General features: G+C 64.8%; 18 protein-coding genes. 15 read left to right on the plus strand and 3 right to left on the minus strand.

The window, feature by feature from the left end:
- Positions 1-582 precede the first annotated feature (582 nt).
- Both Q5Q88_RS01890 and Q5Q88_RS01895 read right to left on the minus strand, forming a co-directional pair.
- Complete coding sequence (locus Q5Q88_RS01890; RefSeq protein WP_302741481.1) at positions 583-1593, minus strand: calcium/sodium antiporter; 1011 nt, start codon at positions 1591-1593, stop codon at positions 583-585.
- 237 nt (positions 1594-1830) lie between these two features.
- The gene (locus Q5Q88_RS01895; RefSeq protein WP_302741483.1) at positions 1831-3150 is read right to left on the minus strand and encodes a homoserine dehydrogenase; all 1320 of its coding nucleotides are present in this window, start codon (positions 3148-3150) and stop codon (positions 1831-1833) included.
- 339 nt (positions 3151-3489) lie between these two features.
- Between Q5Q88_RS01895 and Q5Q88_RS01900 the strand changes: the two genes are divergently transcribed.
- The 7 genes from Q5Q88_RS01900 (at position 3490) to Q5Q88_RS01930 (ending at position 11090) form a co-directional block, all read left to right on the plus strand.
- Positions 3490-4686, plus strand: coding sequence for an ABC transporter substrate-binding protein (locus tag Q5Q88_RS01900; protein WP_199588920.1), 1197 nt, complete (start codon positions 3490-3492; stop codon positions 4684-4686).
- A gap of 123 nt (positions 4687-4809) precedes the next feature.
- Positions 4810-5691, plus strand: coding sequence for a branched-chain amino acid ABC transporter permease (locus Q5Q88_RS01905; RefSeq protein WP_040360995.1), 882 nt, complete (start codon positions 4810-4812; stop codon positions 5689-5691).
- Positions 5692-5695: 4 nt separating this feature from the next.
- On the plus strand, positions 5696-6778 hold the full coding sequence (locus Q5Q88_RS01910) for a branched-chain amino acid ABC transporter permease (RefSeq protein WP_294158013.1): 1083 nt from the start codon (positions 5696-5698) through the stop codon (positions 6776-6778).
- Entirely contained in the window at positions 6771-7622 is an 852-nt protein-coding gene (locus Q5Q88_RS01915; RefSeq protein WP_294122311.1) for an ABC transporter ATP-binding protein, read from the plus strand. Before Q5Q88_RS01910 ends, Q5Q88_RS01915 begins: the two co-directional genes overlap by 8 nt.
- A 5-nt stretch (positions 7623-7627) precedes the next feature.
- A complete protein-coding gene (locus tag Q5Q88_RS01920; RefSeq protein ID WP_118654113.1) occupies positions 7628-8353 on the plus strand; it encodes an ABC transporter ATP-binding protein in 726 nt (241 codons plus the stop codon).
- Between the two features lie 326 nt (positions 8354-8679).
- Positions 8680-10011: a uracil-xanthine permease family protein gene (locus Q5Q88_RS01925; RefSeq protein WP_294158009.1), complete on the plus strand. Its 1332-nt coding sequence runs from the start codon at positions 8680-8682 to the stop codon at positions 10009-10011.
- Positions 10012-10445: 434 nt separating this feature from the next.
- A complete protein-coding gene (locus tag Q5Q88_RS01930) occupies positions 10446-11090 on the plus strand; it encodes an NTP transferase domain-containing protein (protein ID WP_302741489.1) in 645 nt (214 codons plus the stop codon).
- 101 nt (positions 11091-11191) lie between these two features.
- On the opposite strand, the gene yqeC is transcribed toward Q5Q88_RS01930, so the two are convergent.
- On the minus strand, positions 11192-11893 hold the full coding sequence (gene yqeC / locus Q5Q88_RS01935; RefSeq protein WP_302741491.1) for a selenium cofactor biosynthesis protein YqeC: 702 nt from the start codon (positions 11891-11893) through the stop codon (positions 11192-11194).
- A gap of 73 nt (positions 11894-11966) precedes the next feature.
- Between yqeC and yedF the strand changes: the two genes are divergently transcribed.
- From yedF to Q5Q88_RS01975, 8 genes are all read left to right on the plus strand, one after another.
- Complete coding sequence (yedF, locus tag Q5Q88_RS01940) at positions 11967-12608, plus strand: sulfurtransferase-like selenium metabolism protein YedF (protein ID WP_294122303.1); 642 nt, start codon at positions 11967-11969, stop codon at positions 12606-12608.
- Positions 12609-12783: 175 nt separating this feature from the next.
- Positions 12784-13938: an aminotransferase class V-fold PLP-dependent enzyme gene (locus Q5Q88_RS01945; RefSeq protein WP_302741492.1), complete on the plus strand. Its 1155-nt coding sequence runs from the start codon at positions 12784-12786 to the stop codon at positions 13936-13938.
- Entirely contained in the window at positions 13935-14174 is a 240-nt protein-coding gene (locus tag Q5Q88_RS01950) for a DUF3343 domain-containing protein (protein ID WP_118654119.1), read from the plus strand. Before Q5Q88_RS01945 ends, Q5Q88_RS01950 begins: the two co-directional genes overlap by 4 nt.
- Positions 14175-14261: 87 nt before the next feature.
- Positions 14262-15116, plus strand: coding sequence for a selenium-dependent molybdenum cofactor biosynthesis protein YqeB (gene yqeB, locus Q5Q88_RS01955; RefSeq protein WP_294158003.1), 855 nt, complete (start codon positions 14262-14264; stop codon positions 15114-15116).
- 5 nt (positions 15117-15121) lie between these two features.
- Positions 15122-16162 (plus strand): selenide, water dikinase SelD, encoded by a 1041-nt coding sequence (selD, locus tag Q5Q88_RS01960; RefSeq protein WP_294122299.1) that lies wholly within the window; start codon positions 15122-15124, stop codon positions 16160-16162.
- A gap of 98 nt (positions 16163-16260) precedes the next feature.
- Complete coding sequence (locus Q5Q88_RS01965; RefSeq protein ID WP_294122297.1) at positions 16261-17265, plus strand: XdhC family protein; 1005 nt, start codon at positions 16261-16263, stop codon at positions 17263-17265.
- Positions 17266-17382: 117 nt separating this feature from the next.
- Positions 17383-18306: a xanthine dehydrogenase family protein subunit M gene (locus tag Q5Q88_RS01970; protein WP_294122294.1), complete on the plus strand. Its 924-nt coding sequence runs from the start codon at positions 17383-17385 to the stop codon at positions 18304-18306.
- Entirely contained in the window at positions 18303-21158 is a 2856-nt protein-coding gene (locus Q5Q88_RS01975; RefSeq protein WP_302741495.1) for a molybdopterin cofactor-binding domain-containing protein, read from the plus strand. The genes Q5Q88_RS01970 and Q5Q88_RS01975 overlap by 4 nt, the downstream gene beginning before the upstream one ends.
- Positions 21159-21344 lie beyond the last annotated feature (186 nt).

The raw sequence follows: 21344 nt of genomic DNA on the forward strand, positions 1-21344 counted from the left end.
GAACACCTTAGAATGGGATTTCTGGCTAAAAAATACCGTTTTGTATCGCTGATGGCCTTGTCGAACTCCGCGCAGAGCCTCGATTCTGCTTCCGCATGGGCTTCGGGTTGTATTTCTCCGCTTTGTGAGCCTCTGGGTAGTGCAATATGTGCCCAGGGAAGTCTAAAACCGTGGCGAAAGGGTTGAATGCTCAACAGTCAAGTACAGCTAACGGTACAAAACGGTACTTTTTAGCCATTTTCATTGCCCTTGCGAAATCTGAGACTACAAATAGAGCGGATATGTCAAGAAGTCTGGGAGGGGCGGAGCAGCTAAAGGATCTTGACGCCTAGATATCTGGTGCTTTTTCGTCTATGGAAGTCCTGCATCCGATCTGCTCTTAAATTAGCTCGAAAACCGTCCAATTAACGGCGCGCACCTTCTTTGTGAGATCGCGCGCGATGAAAAAGTCCCGATGCGCCCAAACAAACCGCCTCCCATCCTTCGAGGTCCGAGAGATGGGAGGCGGTTTGTGTGAAGCGGGGCTTTTCGCGTGCAGCTGTGGCGTGCGACGGGAGTGTTTCGCCGCATGATCGCGATGTGTTACAGCACGGCAGAGGCAACAATGTAGATGATATAAATGAACACAAAGAAAACGCCCTCGCGTCGAGTCATGGTGTGTTTGGTGCCCACAAAGGCGAAGCCCACGAGGACGACGGAGAAGATCGCGAGCAGGGCGAAGTCGATGTTGTAGCTGAATGCATACACAATGGGGGAGAACAGCGCGGGCACGCCCATGACAAGCAGGACATTGGTGATGTTCGAGCCCACGACGTTGCCCACGGCGATGTCGGTGTTGCCCTTGAACGCGGCAACGACGCTGGTGACGAGCTCGGGCAGGCAGGTGCCGAGCGCGATGACGGTGAGGCCGATGATGCGCTCGCTGATGCCGAGCGCGGTGGCGATCTCGACGGAGTTGTTCACGACGTAGTCGGCGCCGAACTTGAGCAGGGCGATGCCGAACAGCACTAGGGCGATCGAGACGTGCATGCCACGAGGCTCGCCCTCGTCTTCCTCCTCGGCGACATCGTCGTCTTCGTTCTCGAGTTCATGAGGCATGAGCTGCGTCTCGGGGTCGAGCTCCTCGTGGCCGCTGTCGCCTTCGCGCAGGCCGAGGAACACGGTGTAGCCCATGAACGCCGCGAAGACGGCAAGCAGGATCAGACCCTCGACGGCAGTGAGCTCGCCCCCGGTATTGGAGAGGAACATGAGCAGGAGCACCGAGGCGACGCTCACGGGGATCTCGAAGCGCTGGGTGTGGCGGGCGAGCGGTAGGCGCGTGATGACCGCGCTCATGCCGAGAATCAGCAGGAGGTTCGCCATGCAGCTTCCGGCGACATTGCCGAACGCCATGTCGGCGTGCCCATCCACGGCGGAGACGACCGAGACCACGAGCTCGGGCATGGCGGTGCCCACGGCGACCACCGTGAGGCCAATGACGCGGTCGGGAAGGCCAACACGTGCGGCGATCTGACTCGACCCGTTTACGAGAAGGTCGGCGCCCCAGACGAGCAGGGCGAATCCAACGATGATGAGGAATAGTTGCAGGAGCATGTCTGCCTTTCGTTAGGAGATGGATGATGCGGACGGCGGTTTTCAAGAAAGAGGGCGCGGAACGCGTGCGCTCCGTGCCCTCTCAGTCGTTTAACTGACACGCTTATCTAGATTACCCAGATTTTTGCAACGGTGGCAAGGATTCAAGCTTCGTATCCGCAGGAAATCTGGGGGTTGCCGAACGAAAGAAGCGACAGAAGACTCATGCGAAGCAAAAGCCGCAGCGTGAAAGCCGTGCTAATTCGCCTCGACGCCTTGGGTCCAATCGGCAATGTCCTCGATGCGGATGACGTTGGCCACCTCGACGGCCGCAGCGGCGCCAGAGAGCGCCCCAAGCGCGGCGAACATGTTTCCCTCACGGCAGGTGTTGGTGAGCAGTGCAAACGATCCGTTCTCACGCGGGATGACGCGTTCGACAGTGACGCCGTGTTGATTGAGAACCTCTGTGGCGCCCGTCGCGACACCGTCCGTGCCGTCAGCGGTCAGGCGCACGTAGTAGCGGGTCTCGAGGTCCGCCACGTTGCGGATGGGAAGCTCGCGTGCGAAGGGCGCGGGTTCGGGCAGGGGCTTCACGCCCGCGGAGATGTCCTCGGCGAGATTCATGACGTCGCCCACGATGGCACTCGCGGTGGGGAAGGCGCCCGCGCCGGCACCGTAGAACATGGTTTCGCCCACGGCATCGCCCACCACGTACACGGCGTTCATGGCGCCGTTCACGCCGGCGAGCGGGTGGCTCGCGGGGATCATGGCGGGGTGCACGCGGATATCCACGCCCTCATCGGCGCGGCGTCCGATGGCGAGCATCTTGATGGCGTAGCCGAGCTCGCGCGCGACCTCGATATCCTCAGCGGAAATCTTGCGGATGCCCTGCATATACACATCGTCGGTGGTGATGCGCGTGGTAAAGCCGATGGAGGAGAGGATGGCGATCTTGCTCGCGGCGTCGAAGCCATCGACGTCTGCGGTGGGATCGGCCTCGGCGTAGCCCAGGCGCTGGGCGTCGGCCAGGACCTCCTCGTAGCCCAGGCCCTCGGTCGTCATGCGCGAGAGGATGTAGTTGGTGGTGCCGTTCACGATACCGGCGATGGCAAGGATGTTGTTGCCGGTGAGGTCGTGCTCGAGCGTGCCCACGATGGGGATGCCGCCGCCGCAGGACGCCTCGCAGCGCAGCTGAACGCCCGCGGCGCTGGCGGCACCCGCAAGTTCGGCCATATGGCGGCCGAGCAGGGCCTTGTTAGCCGAGACGACATGCTTGCCGGCGGCAAAGGCCTCCGTGAAGATCTCGGTCGCGGGATGCTCTCCGCCGATGACCTCGACGACGATGTCGATGCGCGGGTCACTTACGACGTCACGCCAATCGGTGGTGAATTGCTCCGCGGTGACTCCGAGTTCGCGGGCGCGCGACTCGTCGAGGCCGCAGGCGCGGGCGATGCGCAGGTCGATGCCGTAGGCCCGGCGGTATTTCTCGGCATGGGATTCGATCAGCTGGAAGATGCCGCCACCGACGGTACCCAAGCCGATGAGTCCGACGTTGACGGTGCGGGTGCTCTGGTGCATGACGCGCTCCTTTACCTGCTGTCGCGCGAATGCGCGCGACGGGGCTGATTCTTGCATAGCCTGCATTTTACCCGCTTGCATACGGATGCGGCCTCTGTGCTGCGTAACAACTGTGTTACATGGTGCCTTAGATGCAATCAAGTCCCTACCGAGGCTGATACATGCATATTTTCGGAACGACTTCGCATGAATGGGCACGCAATTGTTTCACCGATATTTCGAGGGGATTTTCCTTACTCCGGTATGCTAAAGCGTGTACCCTAGAGCAACCGCGCAAATAAACCCGCGGGCCAGCTCATCGCCGTGCTTTCAGCCGGCCTCGTTTGAAAGGAGAGCCGCATGTCGTGCCTCACCGGTAAGTCATTCAACCCTGTAATGAATCGCAGAAGCGTTATCGCGGGCGTAGCAGGTTTGGGGGCTGTAGGTATTCTAGCCGGCTGCTCCGGCAACGAGTCCGAGGGCGGCTCCACCGCTGCCGCTGACGATGGCTCCGCGTTCAAGATCGGTGCCATCGGCCCGCTGACGGGCTCCGCCGCGTCGTACGGCACTTCCGTGTGCAACGGCGTCGAGCTCGCCTGTAAGGATTTCTCCACCGACGACCTCAAGTTCGTCAGCAAGTCCGAGGACGACGTCGCCGACGGCGAGAAGTCCGTCAACGCCTTCAATAGTCTCGCCGACTGGGGCATGCAGGCACTTGTCGGCCCCACCACTACCGGCGCTTCGCTTGCCGTGGCCGAGGTCGCCAATCAGGACCCGCAGATGTTCATGATCACCCCGTCCGCCTCGAGCCCCGATGTCACTGCCGACAAGACCTGCGTGTTCCAGGCCTGCTTCAACGACCCCAACCAGGGTGCCAACGCCGCCACGAAGCTCGCCGAGATGTTCCCCGACGAGAAGTTCGTCGTGTTCTACAACTCCGGTGACACCTACTCCTCCGGCATCCGCGACGCCTTCGTGGCAAAGGCCGAGGAGCTCAAGCTTAACATCGTGGATGAGGAGACCTTCAAGGACGATTCCGCCACGAGCTTCACCAACCAGCTCACCAAGGCCAAAGACGCCGGCGCCACGATGATCTTCGCCCCTATCTACTACACCCCCGCCTCCGTTCTGCTGGCTAACGCCAACGAGATGGGCTATGACGTGAAGATGATGGGCTGCGACGGCATGGATGGCATCTTGGGCGTCGAGGGCTTCGATACCTCCCTGGCCGAGGGCCTCTACCTCATGACCCCGTTCTCTGCGGACGAGGAGAAGAACGCCGATTTCGTCGCTGCCTACAAGGACGCTTACGACGAGGTGCCCGATCAGTTCGCCGCCGACGCCTACGACGCGGTCCACGCGGTCTCCCTCGCACTCGCCGAGGCCGGTCTGGGTGCCGACGCCGATCCGGCCGACGTCGCCGCCAAGCTGCCCGAGGCAATGACCAAGATCACCGTCGAGGGCCTCACCGGCACCCTCACCTGGAACGACAAGGGTGAGGTCGAGAAGGACCCGATGGTCTACGTAATCAAGGATGGAAAGTACGTAGCGGCCTAAGCGCCGTCCGTCCTGTGCCGCCGCGCGGTGCATCAAGCTACGATGGGGACGGGCCTTTACCGAGGGTCCGTCCCTTTGCCTGTTGCGCCATGCGGCGCGTGAAAGAAGAAAGGGGGAGAGGCTATGACAGTCTTTTTGCAGTACCTCGTCAACGGCCTGTCGATGGGAAGCGTCTATGCCATCATCGCCCTGGGCTATACCATGGTGTACGGCATCGCCAAGATGCTCAACTTCGCCCACGGAGACGTCATCATGATCGGCGCCTATATTTCGTTCGTGGTGACCTCGTACATGGGGCTGCCGGCGATCGTGTCGGTCATCGCCGCCGTCGCCGTCTGCACGGCGCTCGGCATTCTCATTGAGGGGCTTGCGTACAAGCCCTTGCGCCAGGCCGGCCCGCTTGCCGTGCTGATCACCGCCATCGGTGTGTCCTATTTCCTGCAGAACGCAGCGCAGCTCATCTGGGGCGCCACGCCCAAGAACTTCACGTCCATCGTGAGCTTCCCGGTGCCGGCGTTCCTCAAGGCTTATAACGTCTCGGCGGTCTCGCTCGTCACGGTGATCGCCTGCCTGCTTATCATGGCGGGTCTCATGTGGTTCACCGGAAAGACCAAGATGGGCAAGGCCATGCGTGCGGTCTCCGAGGATAAAGCGGCCGCCCAGCTTATGGGCATCAATGTCAACCGCACCATCTCCATGACCTTCGCCATCGGTTCGGCGCTCGCCGCCATCGCCGGTGTCCTGCTGTGCTCCTACTCCCCGGTGCTCCAGCCCACCACGGGTTCCATGCCCGGCATCAAGGCCTTCACCGCTGCCGTTTTCGGCGGCATCGGCTCGATCCCCGGCGCCTTTGTGGGCGGCATCCTGCTCGGCATCATCGAGGCAATGGCCCAGGCCTATATCTCCACGAGCCTCGCCAACTCCATCGTGTTCGGCGTGCTCATCGTGGTGCTGCTCGTCAAGCCCGCCGGTCTGTTCGGCAAGTACGTCCCCGAGAAGGTGTAGCGCCATGTTTAAGTTCCTCCAGAACAAGAAGACGCGCAGTGACTTTTTGACGTACGCCCTAGTCATCCTCGCGTTCATCGTCGTGTCCTTCCTCAAGGACGCCGGTATGATCCCGCGCATGATCGCGGGCCAGCTCGTGCCCATCTGCGCCTATATTGTCATGGCCATCTCCCTCAACCTCGTCGTCGGTGTCGCGGGCGACCTGTCGCTCGGCCATGCGGGCTTCATGAGCGTGGGTGCCTACAGCGGCATCGTCGCCGCGATGAGCCTTTCCGAGGCGATCCCCAACGACACGGTCCGTCTCGTGATAGCGCTTGTCGTGGGTGCCGCCTGCGCCGCCCTTGCCGGGTTCCTCATTGGCATTCCGGTCCTGCGCCTGTCCGGCGACTACCTCGCCATCGTGACGCTCGCGTTCGGTGAGATCATCAAAGAGGTCGTCACCTGCCTGATCGTGGGCGTGGACGAGCGCGGGCTCCACGTCCTGTTTAATCTCACGGGCAAGCTCACGGTCGACAACCTCGGCCTCTCCGAGACCGGCGTCGCCATTATCAAGGGTGCGCAGGGCGCTTCGGGCACGGATATGATCTCGACGTTATTCGCCGGCTTCGTGTTGGTCATGGTCGCACTCGTGATCGTGCTCAACCTCGTGCGCAGCCGTACCGGCCGCGCCATCCTAGCCGTGCGCGACAACCGCATCGCCGCGGAGTCCGTGGGCATTTCCACTACTAAGTACCGTATGATCGCCTTTGTAGTCTCCGCCGCCCTCGCAGGTGCCGCGGGTGCGCTGTTCGGCAACAGCTTCTCACAGCTGTCCGCCACCAAGTTCGATTTCAACATGTCCATTCTCATTTTGGTCTTCGTCGTCCTGGGTGGACTGGGCAACATGCGCGGCTCGATCATCGCCGCGACGATCCTCACCATCTTGCCCGAAGCGCTGCGTCAGTTCTCCGACTACCGCATGCTCGTCTACGCCATCGTGCTGATCCTCGTGATGATCGGTACCAACAACGATTCGCTCAAGAACTTGGTGGCCCGCGTTATCCCCAAGCGCAAGACGTCCGAAGAGGAGGTGTCGGCAGATGCCTAAGTTCGAATTCGAGCGCGGCAAGATGGTGCCGGTCCCCAGCCACTCCATCGTGCCTGAGCGCGACGTCGATTCCGCTCCCGTTCTCGAGGCCCTGCACCTGGGCATCGATTTCGGCGGCCTCAAGGCGGTCGACGACTTCAACCTCACCATTGGCAAGACCGAGATCGCCGGACTCATCGGTCCCAACGGAGCGGGTAAGACCACGGTGTTCAATCTGCTCACCAAGGTGTACGCTCCCACCCGCGGCACCATTCTGCTCAACGGCAACGATACGAGCGGCAAGTCCGTCTACCAGGTCAACCGCATGGGCATCGCCCGCACGTTCCAGAACATCCGCCTGTTCAACACCATGACGGTGGAGGAGAACGTCAAGGTCGGCCTGCACAACACCAAGGCCTACTCCACGCTCTCGGGCATCCTGCGCACGCCGGCGTACTGGCGTCGCGAGGCCGAGGCGCACGAGCGCGCCCTCGAGCTGCTGTCAATCTTCGACATGCAGGATCTCGCCAGTCATCAGGCGGGGAGCCTCCCTTACGGTGCCCAGCGCCGCCTGGAGATCGTGCGCGCGCTCGCCACGAACCCGAGCCTGCTGCTGCTCGACGAGCCCGCCGCCGGCATGAACCCCTCCGAGACCGCCGAGCTCATGGAGAATATCGTCAAGATCCGTGATACCTTCAACATTGCGATCATGCTCATCGAGCACGACATGAGCCTCGTCATGAACATCTGCGAGGGCATCTGCGTGCTGAACTTTGGCAAGGTCATCGCCAAGGGCACGCCCGAGGAGATCCAGAGCAACGAGGCGGTCATCGAGGCGTACCTCGGCAAGCAGAAGGAGGCGTAAAGACGATGGCTGCGGACACTGCCAACAAGGTCCTCGAAGTCGAGGACATCAACGTCTACTACGGCGCGATCCACGCCATCAAGGACGTCTCGTTTGAGGTCCATGAGGGTGAGATCGTCGCGCTCATCGGCGCAAACGGCGCCGGCAAGTCCACGACGCTCAAGACGCTCTCGGGTCTGCTGCGCTCGAGTACGGGTTCGATCGAGTTCATGGGCGAGGACATCATGCATGTCCCCGCAGATAAGCTCGTCGAGCGCGGTCTGGCGCATGTGCCCGAGGGCAGGCGCGTCTTCGCCCAGATGAGTGTCGAGGAGAATCTCGAGATGGGCGCCTACACCCGTCCCAACTCCGAGATCGCCCCCGGGCTCGAGCGCGTCTATGCGCACTTCCCGCGCCTCAAGGAGCGCCGCCGCCAGGTTGCAGGCACGCTTTCCGGCGGCGAGCAGCAGATGCTCGCCATGGGTCGCGCGCTCATGAGCGCACCCAAGTTGCTGATGCTCGATGAGCCCTCCATGGGCCTCGCCCCCATCTTGATCGAGCAGATCTTCCAGATCGTGAAGGACCTGCATGCCGCTGGTACCACGATCCTACTCGTTGAGCAGAACGCCCAGATGGCGCTCTCCATCGCCTCGCGCGCCTACGTCATGGAGACGGGCCACGTGACCCTTTCGGGCACCGGTGACGAGCTGCTCCACAACGACGACGTTCGTCGCGCCTACCTTGGAGGGTGACGCCCCCCCCATACGGTCCACGCCATCCCACCCTCGGCGCGAGGGGCCCTGCCCGCCTGCTCGCGTCGAAACCCCATCGCGCGCCCTCGTCACGCCATCCGACGGGGGCGCGCCCATCTGCATCGATGTCCCGCTGGCCCTGTCGCCCGGGCGCTTCCCCCGATGTGCGCCTCGGGCCTCGAAAGATCGCCGCACGGGCGAGATTCTCGCAGTTCCATGGCTTGGATTCCAGTAAAGTTGAGGGGTTGAAAATCCGCAGCGTGCCCTAAGGGGGCTCTCGATCTTAAACTCGCGAGGTCGGGGAGTTGCACAGGAAGGAGTCTTGAATGACCGAACAGGTTTCAACGGAGGAAAAGGGCGAACTTTTCAAACTCGACGGTAAGCCGTCGTTTGGAGAGGCGTTCCCGCAGGCCATGCAGCACGTCCTTGCCATGCTCGTGGGCAACATCACGCCGCCCATGCTCATCGCCGGTACCTGTGGCCTTTCCGCCGCCGACCAGACCATGCTCATGCAGTCCGCGATGATCATCGGCGGGCTTACCACGCTTGTGCAGCTGTTCCCGGTGCTCGGGTTCGGCATGGGGCTTCCCAGTGTCATGGGTGTCGCGTTTGCGTACATGCCCATTCTTACCACGATTGGCATGCAGTACGGTATCGCCGCGATCTTTGGTGCCCAGCTCGTGGCGGCGTTCGTCTCGATTTTCATCGGCATGTTCATCGGCAAGATCCGTAAGTTCTTCCCGCCCATCGTGTGCGGCACGGTCGTGCTCGCCATCGGCCTGTCGCTCTATGCCACCGCTATCAATTACTTTGGCGGCGGAGCAGGGGCAAAGGCGGCCGGGACCTTCGGCTCTCCCGAGTTCTGGATCCTCGCGGCGGTCACCCTCGGTGTCACGCTGGCCTGCAGCCTGTTCGGCAAGGGTTACATCAAGATCTCCGGCATGGTCATTGGCGTGGGCGTGGGCTACGTGGTCGCGCTCATCATGGGAGGCCTGATCGACTTCACGCCGGTCGCCGAGTCCGCGATCATCTCTGCGCCCATCCCGCTGCACTTTGGTCTCGAGTTCCACCCCGACGCGATCATCATGATGATCCTTATGTACATCGTCCAGGCCGTGCAGACCATCGGCGATGTGTCCTCCACCACCATGGGTGGCTTTGGTCGCGACGCGAAGGACACCGAACTTGGCGGCGCCATCAAGGGCCAGGGCATCTGCGGCATGATCGGCGCGCTCATCGGCGGCCTGCCCACCGATCCGTTCAGCCAGAACGTCGGCCTCATCTGCACCACCAAGGTCGTCGCCAAGCGCGTGTTCGCCATCGTGTCCGGCATCATGCTCGTCGCGGGCTTCTGCCCCAAGCTCATGTCGCTCATTGCCACGGTCCCGCAGCCGGTGCTCGGTGGCGCGACCATCACGGTGTTCGCCGCCATTACGCTCTCCGGTATCCAGCTCATTTCCGAGCAGCCGCTCAACTACCGTAACCGCATGATCGTGGGCATCTCGCTCGCGTTGGGCGTCGGCATCGCCAGCGTGCCCGAGATCCTGCAGTTCGCTCCGCAGCTTGTGCAGAACGTCTTTGGCAGCTCGCTCGTGGTTGCCTTCATCGTCGCCTTTGTGCTGAACATGATCGTTCCCGAGGACGATAGCGAGGAATAAATACGCCAAGAGCGCTTCAAACCGATAGCTCCTCGAGTTGAAGGGGCTTCGCGCCTAAGGCGGCTCGCGCGCACGGCGCAGTCAGGGCCCTTCCGCAATGCGCGGGAGGGCCATTCTTGTCATGAATGCGGTTTAATTTCAAACCCCTATACGTTTCGCCGACTGCGCTGATTGCGGTATTTCCCTCTTCGGGAGGGAGCCGAACGGTATTCTTGCGTCGCGGTTATAGCTGTCGGCCTCGGAGACTTCTTGGCTTGAGCCGCTTTACAACGAGATTCGTCATGCGCTGTTGCTGTGGGTCTCTTGGGGGAAGGGAGACCGCGAACCCAGTTCCGAAAATGACGACTTGCGCGCAAACGGTTGGCGTGTGGCGACCCCATCTTTCGTTTTTTGGGAGATACTGGGGCGATGGATAAGAGTTCGAAGGGACTTGCATGAAGCTCGGTTGCATTGTCATGGCGTCAGGGGCGGGCGAACGTTTCCGCATGGCAGGAGGCACGGGCTCCAAGTTGCTCACGTCCATCGACGGACCGCTTGGTGAAGTTCCGCTTGTGGTCCAGACGGCGGCGAGCGTGCCTGATGACCTATTCGAAATTGCGGTTGTTGCCTGGCGGTCTGAGGTCGACTCGGTCGTGCGGTTCGCGGGGCTCAACGTCGCCGTGGTGAGCCCCTGCGTCGATATCCAGCCGCGGAGGAGCGACACGGTTCGTGCCGGCGCCACCTATGCCGATGCGCGAGGCTGGGACGGCGTTCTGTTTCTTCCGGGCGACCAGCCATTGGTGACGCGTGAGAGTTTCCGTGCCCTTGCGGAGGCGTTCACACGCGATCCCTCGCGAGCATACCGTTTGAGTTGGTGCGGCGTTCCGGGCTCTCCCGTGCTTTTTCCCGCACGTTGCATTGCGGTGCTTATGGCGTTGCAGGGCTCCGATGGGGGCTCATCGCTCTTCAGGTCGGGGGAGCTCGAGGTGTCGTTGACCGAGGCACGAGAAGCGTGCGAACTTATCGACGTCGATATCCCCGCTGATCTCGAGCGCATCAAGGAAGCATGTCGGCAGCGGCGTCATTTGGAAATCGTATAGGCCGCTTCGGGTGAGCGCCTTTCGTGCGTTGCACTCATGTGAAACGGACGAAAGGCGCTCGCTCGGCGAGGGATCGAGTTCGCAAAGCGCGCTCGCGGGATTCAAATGCGCTGCAGCCGGTCGGTTCGCAGGGATCCGGCGTATATGGAGGCGGGGCACGAGCGACGGAGCTCCGCAGCGAAGGAGCGCGCCTGCCGCGCTGCTCGGTCATCGTCGGCTTGGTTGACGATGACGAGGCCGTTCGCGTCCACGAGGCCCTCGGCGGCGATCGCGCGGGCGACGAGTTCGGGTGTTGCGGGAGCCTCCAACTTCGCCCCGGTGAGCGCGCAGAAGACTTCGGGTCGGTGTACGGTCCGGGCGATTGGTCGCTCGAAGCCACTCGCCCCCACCACGAGGACGGCTAGGGACGCGCGGGCGGGGATGACCGGCTCCCAGGTCGCATGGGCCTTGAGGGGCAGGCATCTCGACCCATCCGCCTCGACGAGCACGTAGTCGGCATGTGCGGCGAGCGCATCGATGCCGCACGGGGGCTCGGCGACCTTGCCCGTTGTGGCGTCAAGCGCTCCGACCGCCGCGATGCCGTCACGCGCGAGGACGGCATCGAGCCGCTCCACGCCGTCCAGGAGCGACATGTTCGACGGGGGAAGCATATGCGTCGAGGTCGCGAGCACCACGCGCGCCCCTTGGGCGGAGAGCGCGCGTCCGCCGCTGGTGAGCAGCGTCGACTTGCCCCCGCTTCCCACCACGGCGATGATGCCTCGGTGACGTGCGAGCAGGTCGGCGATGCCCCAAGTCGTGTCCATGCATCCTCCGTTCGGTCTTCCGTAACGGTACCATGTAGATGCGCGCCGAGCCTCGCGCGCGAAAGGAGTTCACATGTCCGTTGTAGATGCCCTGGGGAAGACATGCCCCCAGCCCGTGATCATGACGTCCAAGGAGCTCGACGCCCTCGCCGCCGCCGGACGTTCAGCCGAGGCGGTCGAGGTACTCGTCGACAACATGGTCGCGGTCGAGAACCTCAAACGCTTGGCGGGATCGCGCAAGCGCGGGGTCGAGATTGCGCAGGAGGAGCCCGGTGCCCGATGGCGCGTCGTCATCGCCGGTGGAGAGCCGGGTGACGAGACCCCCGCGGAACCGTTCGAGCCCTCATGCGACATCCCGCTGCCCGCGGTTGCCCAAGTTGCCGGCAAGGTCATCGCCGTGGGCAGCGAGTTCATGGGGCGCGGCGACCAGGAGCTCGGCTCGATTCTCATGAAGGGCCTCATCTACGCCTTCGCCAACGCCGACACCCCGCCTGCCAAGATGGTCTTCTTTAACGGGGGCGCCCGCCTCACCTGCGAGGGCTCGGTCTCTCTCGAGGACATCCGCCAACTCGAGGAACGCGGTTGCGAGATCCTCACCTGCGGCACGTGCCTGGACTTCTTTGGCATCAAGGAGAAGCTCGCCGTGGGAGGCGTGACGAACCTGTACGCCATTTCCGAGTTTTTCCTCGCCCCCGAGGGCGTCGTATCCCTGTGATGCAAGTATCCCATCGTCCCCGGGGACCTGCGCGCATCATCCCGTGCTCGGACAGTCCTGAGCTCGCGCGGAGGGCACATTAAGTGCCCTCCGGCTCGTGCGGAGCTGCGCGCGGGACGATGCGCTCAGGTCCCTGGAGCGATGGGATGGTTGGAGCGAAAGGAAGGTGAATGCGGTGATATATCTCAATTGCGCGGCGACATCGCTCGTGAGGCCGCCGTGCGTAGTCGATGCGGTGGCCACCGCGATGACGGCACTCGGGAGTTCGAGCCGCGGTACGGCTGAGGGCGACCTGGCCGCGGCGCGCACCGCGCTCACGTGCCGCATGGCCGTGGCCGACCTTTTGGGCAGCAGCCATCCCGACCGCGTCATCTTCACCGCCAACGCCACGCAGGCGCTCAACACGGCCATCTTCGGGCTCGTACGCGCGCATGACCGCGTGGTCACCACGGTGACGGAGCACAACTCGGTGCTTCGCCCGCTCAACGTGCTGGCGCGCGACGCCGACGTCGAGATCGAGCACGTGGGCCTCGACGTCGCCCACGTGCTCGATTATCGTGCGCTCGAGCGAGCGGTCACGCCGGCCACGCGCGTGGTGGTGTGCAGCCACGCCTCGAACCTCACGGGAGACGTGGTCGACATCGAGCGTGTCGCCGCCATCGTGCACGCAGCCGGTGCCTTGCTCGTGGTCGACGCGGCGCAGACCGCAGGGCATATCCCCGTGGATATGGAGCGCACGGGCATCGACGTCCTGTGTTTCACGGGTCACAAGGCCTTACTCGGCCCTACGGGGACAGGCGGTCTCATCGCGGCACCCGGCATCGACATCGAGCCTTTGCTCCAAGGCGGCACGGGCGTGCATTCCGCCGATCCGTTCCAGCCCGAGGCCTGGCCCGAGCACCTCGAGGCGGGGACGCTCAACGGCCATGGTCTCGCTGGTCTGGAAGCCGCAGTGCGCTATCTGGACGAACGCGGCGTCGAGGCCGTGGCAGCCTACGAGGAGCGCCTGCGGTCGCGCTTCGCCCGGGCTGCGCGGGCCATCCCGGGCGTCGTGCCCTATGGTGCGGGTGACGCCGCCTTTGGCCACACGCCGGTTGTGGCGCTGAATCTCGTCGGCATGACCAGCTCACAGTTGGCCGACGTCCTCGCCAGCCGGTACGGTATCGCCGCGCGGGCGGGCCTGCATTGCGCCCCGCTCATGCACCGCGCGCTGGGAACGATCGAGACGGGCTCGGTGCGCTTCTCCTTCGGCCAGTTCACGACCGAGGCGGAAGTGGACGTCGCCTTGGCTGCCCTGGCAGAGATCTCGGCTGAGGAGGTGCGCGCATGAGCACTCGTGCGCCCGAGCCCGTCTGCGTGGTCTCGTTTTCCAGCACGCACGATGCCGTGCGCGCGGAGCTCGCCTGCACCCAGGCGGGGGTTCCGGGGCGCATCATCCCCACGCCCGTGCAGATCCACGCCGACTGCGGGTTGGCGTGGAAGATGCCACCCGCCGCGCGCGCGGCGTTCGAGGCGGCCGTCGCTGGCGCCGTCGAGCCGGCGGGGTATCACGACCTGATGTTGTAGTGTTCGGGCCAGGGCCCCACGTATGCGTCATCGCGGTTCGCATCGACGTGCGCGGGTGCCCATCTGGGCTTGATGGGAGGAATGGACATGCTGGTCTACATGAGAGGGGCGGGCGATATCGCCACGGGCATCGCGCTGCGCCTGCATCGTGCCGGCCTCGCCGTGGTGATGGCCGACATCGCCGAGCCTACGTGCATCCGCCGCACCGTGGCGTTTTGCGAGGCCATCCGCCTGGGCGAGGCGTGCGTCGAGGGCGTGTGCGCCCGCCTGGCGCACGATGCGGCGCAGGCACGTGCGATCGCGGATACGAGCGACATCGCCGTCGTCGTGGACCCCGCAGCCGATATGCTGGGCGAGATGGCTCCCGATGTGGTCGTCGATGCGATCCTCGCCAAGAAAAACCTCGGCACGACGATCGACATGGCCCCGGTCGTCATAGGCGTGGGGCCCGGTTTCACCGCGGGCGTGGACTGCCATGCGGCGGTGGAGACCAAGCGCGGCCACTATCTCGGCCGGGCCCTCTATGAGGGAAGCCCCATCGCGAACACGGGCATCCCCGGCATCATCGGCGGGCATGGGTCCGAGCGCGTCCTGCGCGCGCCGGCCGACGGCACCTTCGATCCCCTCGCCGCGATCGGCGACATCGTCCGCACGGGAGACGTGGTCGCGCGCGTCGATGGCGTGCCGATGCCCGCCACGATAGACGGTGTCCTGCGCGGTCTGCTTGCCCCCGGTGTCCACGTGCTGCGTGGCATGAAATCCGGCGACATCGACCCGCGGGGCGATGCGTCGTTCTGTGATACGGTGAGCGATAAGGCGAGTGCCGTGGGTGGCGGCGTGCTCGAGGCGATCTTGCGGCTGAGCGGCGCCCTGGGTCGCCAGACCGCGGCGCCGGCCCTGCGTGTCGAAGTGGCCCCGACGGCGTTTCCGGAAGGGGAGTGACGGCAATGTCCGAAGACGTGAAATTGACTAAGCTCGCCGCATGCGCCGGGTGCGGCGCCAAGGTGGGCGCGGGCGAGCTCGCAAAGCTCTTCGAGGGGTTCGAGCAGCCGCGCGACCCCAACCTGCTCGTGGGCTTCGACCGCGCCGACGACGCCGCGGTCTACCGCGTGAGCGATGACGTCGCCCTGGTCCAGACCCTCGATTTTTTCCCGCCCATCGCCGATGACCCCTTCGTGTTCGGCGCGATCGCCGCCACGAACGCGCTGTCCGACATCTACGCCATGGGAGGGGAGCCCAAGACGGCACTCAACATCATGATGATCCCCGAGGACCTTGATCCGGGCACGGTGCGCGAGATTCTGCGCGGCGGCGCCACTAAGGTCGCCGAGGCCGGTGCCATTGTGTGCGGAGGACACAGCATCTACGATCGCGAGCCCAAGTACGGTATGGCGGTGACCGGTCTCGTGCATCCGCGGTGCATCCTCACCAACGCCGGCGCGCATGTGGGCGACGCGCTCATCTACACCAAACCGCTCGGCATCGGCATCGTGACGACCGCCGCCAAGGCGGGTTTGGTGGGGAGGGCCGCCGCGGACGAGGTCGAATCCCTTATGATGACGCTCAACCGCCCCGCGCGTGACGCGATGGTTCGTTATCGCGTCCACGCGTGCACGGATGTGACGGGTTTCGCCGTTATGGGGCATATGCTCGAGATGGCGCAAGGGGCGGATGCGGCAATCGAACTCGAGGCCGCTGCCTTCGAGCTACTCGATGGGGCGCGCGACCTGGCGGCTATGGGCATCGTACCGGCCGGCGCCTATCGCAACCGCCGGTACGCGGAGGACGCGGCGGACCTCTCGGGTATTCCGCTCGACATGGCAGACGTGCTCTTCGACCCGCAGACTTCCGGTGGCCTCATGATCTCGGTCGATCCTGCCGACGCGTCCGCGTTGCTCGCAGATCTCGACCCGGTCGTCCCCGCGGCGCGTCTGGTGGGGCATGTAGTGGAGCACGAGCCGGGATCGTCCCGCGTCCGCGTGCATTAGGGCACGCCTGACAACACGCAGACGCTCGCTCGGCGGAAGAGGGCCCGTATCGAGCCGCTCGCGCATGCGCAAGAGACCATTCGAGAAAGGAAGTCCCCATGCGCAAGATCGAAACTATCGACAGCTTGATCGGCGCGCTCGACCGGGATGTGCCTGCGGTGCTCGTCATCGTGGTCGAGACGGCAGGCTCCGCCCCGCGCGAGCCGGGTGCCTGGATGGCGGTGTTCGACGACGGCCGCATCGAGGGCACGGTCGGCGGGGGAGCGTTGGAGGCCCGGGCCATCGAGGACGCTCGGTTGCTGCTGGCGTCGGGTGGGTCGAGGCTCGTGCGCTATACCATCGGCGGGGCGCAAAGCGACACCGGCATGGTGTGCGGCGGTGCCGTTGAGCTGCTTTTCATGCGCATGGGCGGGGAGCATCGTCTCATGTTGGAGAAGATGACCGCCATGTTCGGCGCGCGTTCCGAAGGCGTGCTTGCCATTGACCTCACGGCATTCGGCGGGTCCCTCTGGCCGGGGGAGCACGGCCCGGACGCCTCCCGCACGATAGAAGGCGCTCCGCACATGCGCATCGAGTGCTCTGGCGATGGGGGCGCCCGACCGGGCGTTGTCGGCACGTGGTATCGCGAGCCGATCTTCCACGAGGGTCGTGCGTACGTTTTCGGGTGCGGACATGTGGGTCGTTCCCTCGCCGAGGTCTTGGCGTTCGCGGGATTCGAGGTCGTGGTATGCGATGATCGCGCCGAAGTCCTCGGGCTCGCCCATCTGCCCCGCACCGTGGAGCGCCTCCGCGTCGATTACGGGGACCTCTCTGTGAGCGTCTCGATTGATGCGCGGGACTTCGTGGTGGTCTGCACGGCGGGCCACGCATCGGATTTCGACGTCTTGGCGCAGGTCTTGTCCGCCCGTCCTCGTTACGTGGGGTGTTTGGGCAGCAAGAAGAAGGCGGCGCATACTCGGGCGCGTCTGCGGGAAGCCGGGTTTCCTGCCGACGCGATCGATTCGATCCACATGCCGGTGGGTGTTCCGATCGCCTGCGAGACACCGGAGGAAATCGCCGTCTCCATCGCCGCCCAAGTGGTGGACGTGCGCCGCTCGATGTAGACCGGGGCTTGGCCGGAGCTTCGGAGCCTCGTTCACATCTTCCGGTGGCTCATATCCTCCACTGGTGCCGTCAAGGTAAAATGACGAGGTTGCCTTCAAACGTGAAAAGGGGAGGATATGCTGAAGTTCGCCAAGCGCCTCGTTCCGGCGACGACCGCCGAGGCGCATGAGATGCTGCTCGCCAACCGCGGCGCCCGTGTGCTAGGGGGCGGCCTGTGGCTGCGTCAAGGGCGCCGAGCCATCGCGTGCGCCATCGATCTGTCCGCTTGTGGTCTGGATTATATCGAGGAGAGCGACGATGCCTTCGTCGTCGGCGCCATGACTCCGCTGGCGGACCTCGAGCACGATGCGGCGTTCAACAGCGCGACTTGCGGCGTGTTCGAGCACGCGGTGCACGACATCGTGGGCGTCCAATTCCGCAACCTCGCAACCGTGGGCGGCAGCTTGTACGGCAGATTCGGCTTTTCTGATGTCCTCACGGCGCTCATGGCCCTCGACGCCGGGGTCAAGTTCACCGGCGCCGGCCGCATCGACCTGTCCACCTTTGCCGCGAGTCCCTATGAGCGCGACGTGCTCGAGCACCTCGTGGTCCATCGTCGTCCGTACAAGGCCGCCTACGGCTGTCTTCGTCGTCAGGCGACTGATTTCCCCGTGGTGAACGTGTGCGCCGCCTGGTGGGGCGATGCATGGCACGTGTCGGTGGGCGCCCGACCGCTGCGTGCGCGCCTGCTCGCGGGTGAGGAGCTCGGCTGCGGCACGCCCAAGCCTTCTCGCGAGGAGCTCTCCTGCGCCCTCGAGGCCGTTCGCTCACTCGATTACGGCACGAATTACCTTGCCGGTGCCGCCTACCGTCGCCACCTTGCGGGCGTGCTCGCCGTCCGCGCGATCTGCGAAGCGGCCGGTATCGAGGTGCCGCCTTCTCTCGAGGAGCGTTTCGAGCTGGAGGCGCGTGCATTCGAGGGCGATGCTGCCGCGTCCCCGTCGGGCTCTTGCGTCCCAACAGCCCCGATTGATTCCGCTGCCAAGGAGGCCGCTCGATGAAACTCACCCTGAACGGACGGCGCATCGTTGAGGACGTCGCCCCGGACATGACCCTGTTCGACTTCCTGCGCTCGCACGGATGCAAGTCCGTCAAGTGCGGCTGCGAGACCACGAGCTGCGGCTTGTGCACGGTGTGGCTCGACGAGCGCCCCGTCCTCTCGTGTGCCGTCCCCATGGCGCGCGTGGAGGGCCGTGCGGTCACCACGCTCGAGGGGCTGCAGGCGGAGTCCGCCGGTTTGGCGCGCTGCATGGCCGAGGAGGGCGCCGAGCAGTGCGGCTTCTGTTCCCCGGGCCTCATCATGAACGTGCTCGCGCTCGCCCGCGCCGCCGCCGACGACCCCTCGCTCGTCGCCACGCGCGAGGACCTCTCCCGCAACCTCTCGGGTAACCTCTGCCGTTGCACCGGCTACGAGAGCCAGCTGCGCGGCATTGTGCGCTATCTGAGGGAGGAGGGCGTCGCCGTTGGCTTCAAACTGCCTGTCATCGAGCAACGTCCGACCTGCGACGAATCCGACGCGCGGATCGCGGGCGGCTTTGAGCGCATTGCGCACCCCACGGTCAAGAAGGACGCGGCGGCCCTGCTCGCCGGCAAGCCCGCCTACACGGATGACCTCGCCCCCGCGGATGCCCTGACGGTCAAGTTCCTCCGCAGCCCCCACGCCCATGCGCGTATCCGCCGCATCGATACCTCCCGCGCGACGAAGGCCCCCGGGGTCATCGGCGTGTACACGTACGAGGATGTGCCGCGCACGCGCTTCACGCTCGCCGGCCAGTCGTATCCCGAGCCGAGCCCCTATGACGGCCTGATCCTCGAGGACAAGGTGCGCTACGTGGGCGACGAGGTGGCCATCGTCGCCGCGGAGACCGCAGAGGCCGCCGAGCGCGCCCTGCGTCTCATCAAGGTCGATTACGAGGTGCTGCCCGCCGTCCTCGACCCGCGCGACGCGCAGGATGCCGCCGCTCACGGCGCCGTCATCCACGACGAGTCCGATTACCATCTCAACTACGACCTCGGCGGCGACCGCGCGAGGAACCTCATGGCCCATGGCGAGAACACGGTGGGCGACCTCGATGCCGCCTTTGCCGAAGCCGACGTCGTGGTCGATCGCACGTACGAGACGCAGGCCGCCGCCCAGGCGATGATGGAGCCCTTCTGCGCATTCGCGGCCATCGACGCGTTCGGTCGCATTTCGGTGACGAGTTCCACGCAGGTGCCGTTCCATATCCGCCGCCAGGTCGCCGGAGCACTCGAGATTCCGCAGTCGCAGGTGCGCATCGTCAAGCCACGCGTCGGCGGTGGCTTCGGCGCCAAGCAGACGGGATGCTGCGAGGTCTTCGCCGCGTTCGTGGCGCAGCGCACCGGCCGCCCCGCCAAGGTCGTCTACACGCGCGAGGAGACGCTGGCCGCTTCGAACTCGCGTCATCAGATGGTGCTCCACGTGCGCGTGGGCGCCAAGAAGGATGGCACCATCACCGCGATCGACCTGCATACCCTCTCCAACGCCGGCGCGTACGGCGAGCACGGTTCCACCACGGTGGGGCTCTCGGGCGCCAAGTCGCTGCCCATCTACAATCATGTACTCGCGAGTCGCTTCACCTACGATGTCGTGTACACGAACACGATGCGCGGCGGGGCCTATCGCGGGTATGGTGCCACGCAGGGCTGCTTCGCCGTCGAATCGGCGGTCAACGAGCTCGCCGACGAGCTGGGCATCGACCCGATCGAGCTGCGCCGCCAAAACCTCGTGCAGGCGGGCGAGATCATGCCCCAGTACCACAACGAGCCGCTCAACAGCTGCAAGCTCGACGACTGCCTGCTGACGGCGCGCGAGATGATCGGCTGGGACGAGAAGGGGCTTGTGCACGACCTCGGCGATCGGGTCCGCGGCCTCGGCGTCGCGGTGACCATGCAGGGGTCGGGTATCTCGAACATCGACATCGGCTCGGTCGACCTGCGCCTCGAGGAGTCGGGCTTCATCGCCATGCAGATCGGCGCCACCGACGTGGGTACCGGGTGCGACACCATCCTCGCCCAGATCGCCGCCGAGGAACTCGGGTTCGACCCCGATGCCATCGTGGTGCGCGGCGTCGACACGGATGTCTCCCCGTTCGACACGGGCGCCTATGCGTCCTCGGGCACCTACATCTCGGGCATGGCCGCCAAGCGCGCGGCCGCCCAGCTGAGGGAGAAGATCTGCGCCCAGGCCGCCTCCTGGTGGGGCCTCGAGCCCGAGCGGGTCGCCTTCGACGGCGAGCACGTCTACGAGGCCGGTGAAGACGGGGAGCCTGTCGAGGGGGCGCTCGAGGCCGGCCGCGTGCTCGATGTGCGCGCCTTCGCCAACGAATGCGTGCGCGGCGGCGCGGGCGATTGCCTCACCGCCCACGCCGCGGCGAGCTCCCCGGTGTCGCCGCCGCCGTTCATGGCGGGCATCGCCGAGGTCGAGGTCGAGAAGGCGACCGGCAAGGTCAGCCTCGTGGACTACGTCGGCGTGGTCGACTGCGGCACCATCGTCAACAGCGCCCTCGCGCGCGTGCAAGCCGAGGGCGGCATTGCGCAGGGCATCGGCATGGCGCTCACCGAGGAGGTGTCCTACAGCGCGGCGGGCCGTTCACGCGGCCGTTCGTTCATGACGTACCGCCTGCCCACGCGCCTGGACATCCCGCAGATCCGCGTGGCGTTCGAGCCGAGCTACGAGCCGACGGGCCCGTTTGGCGCCAAGTCCATCGGCGAGGTCGTCATCAACACGCCGGCGCCCGCCATCGCGAGCGCTGTGGCCCATGCCACCGGCGCGTACGTGCGCGACCTGCCCATCACGCCCGAGAAGGTGCTCGTCGCCCAACCCGAGTCCTAGTCCCAACCCGAGGCGTGTGCAAGGCGGAGTCGAGGGCGGGAATGTCGAAAAAACGGCCCGCGAGGGTCCCGATTTTCGACATTCCTACCCTTAGGCTCATCGTATCCCTGCCCATGCGCTAGGATGGACGCGCCGATGCCGGGGCCGATGACGACCGGCTGGAACCGAGACACATTTCGAGAGGAA

It is taken from the genome of uncultured Collinsella sp. (genome assembly GCF_959026545.1).
In the GTDB taxonomy this organism is placed as follows: Bacteria; Actinomycetota; Coriobacteriia; order Coriobacteriales; family Coriobacteriaceae; genus Collinsella.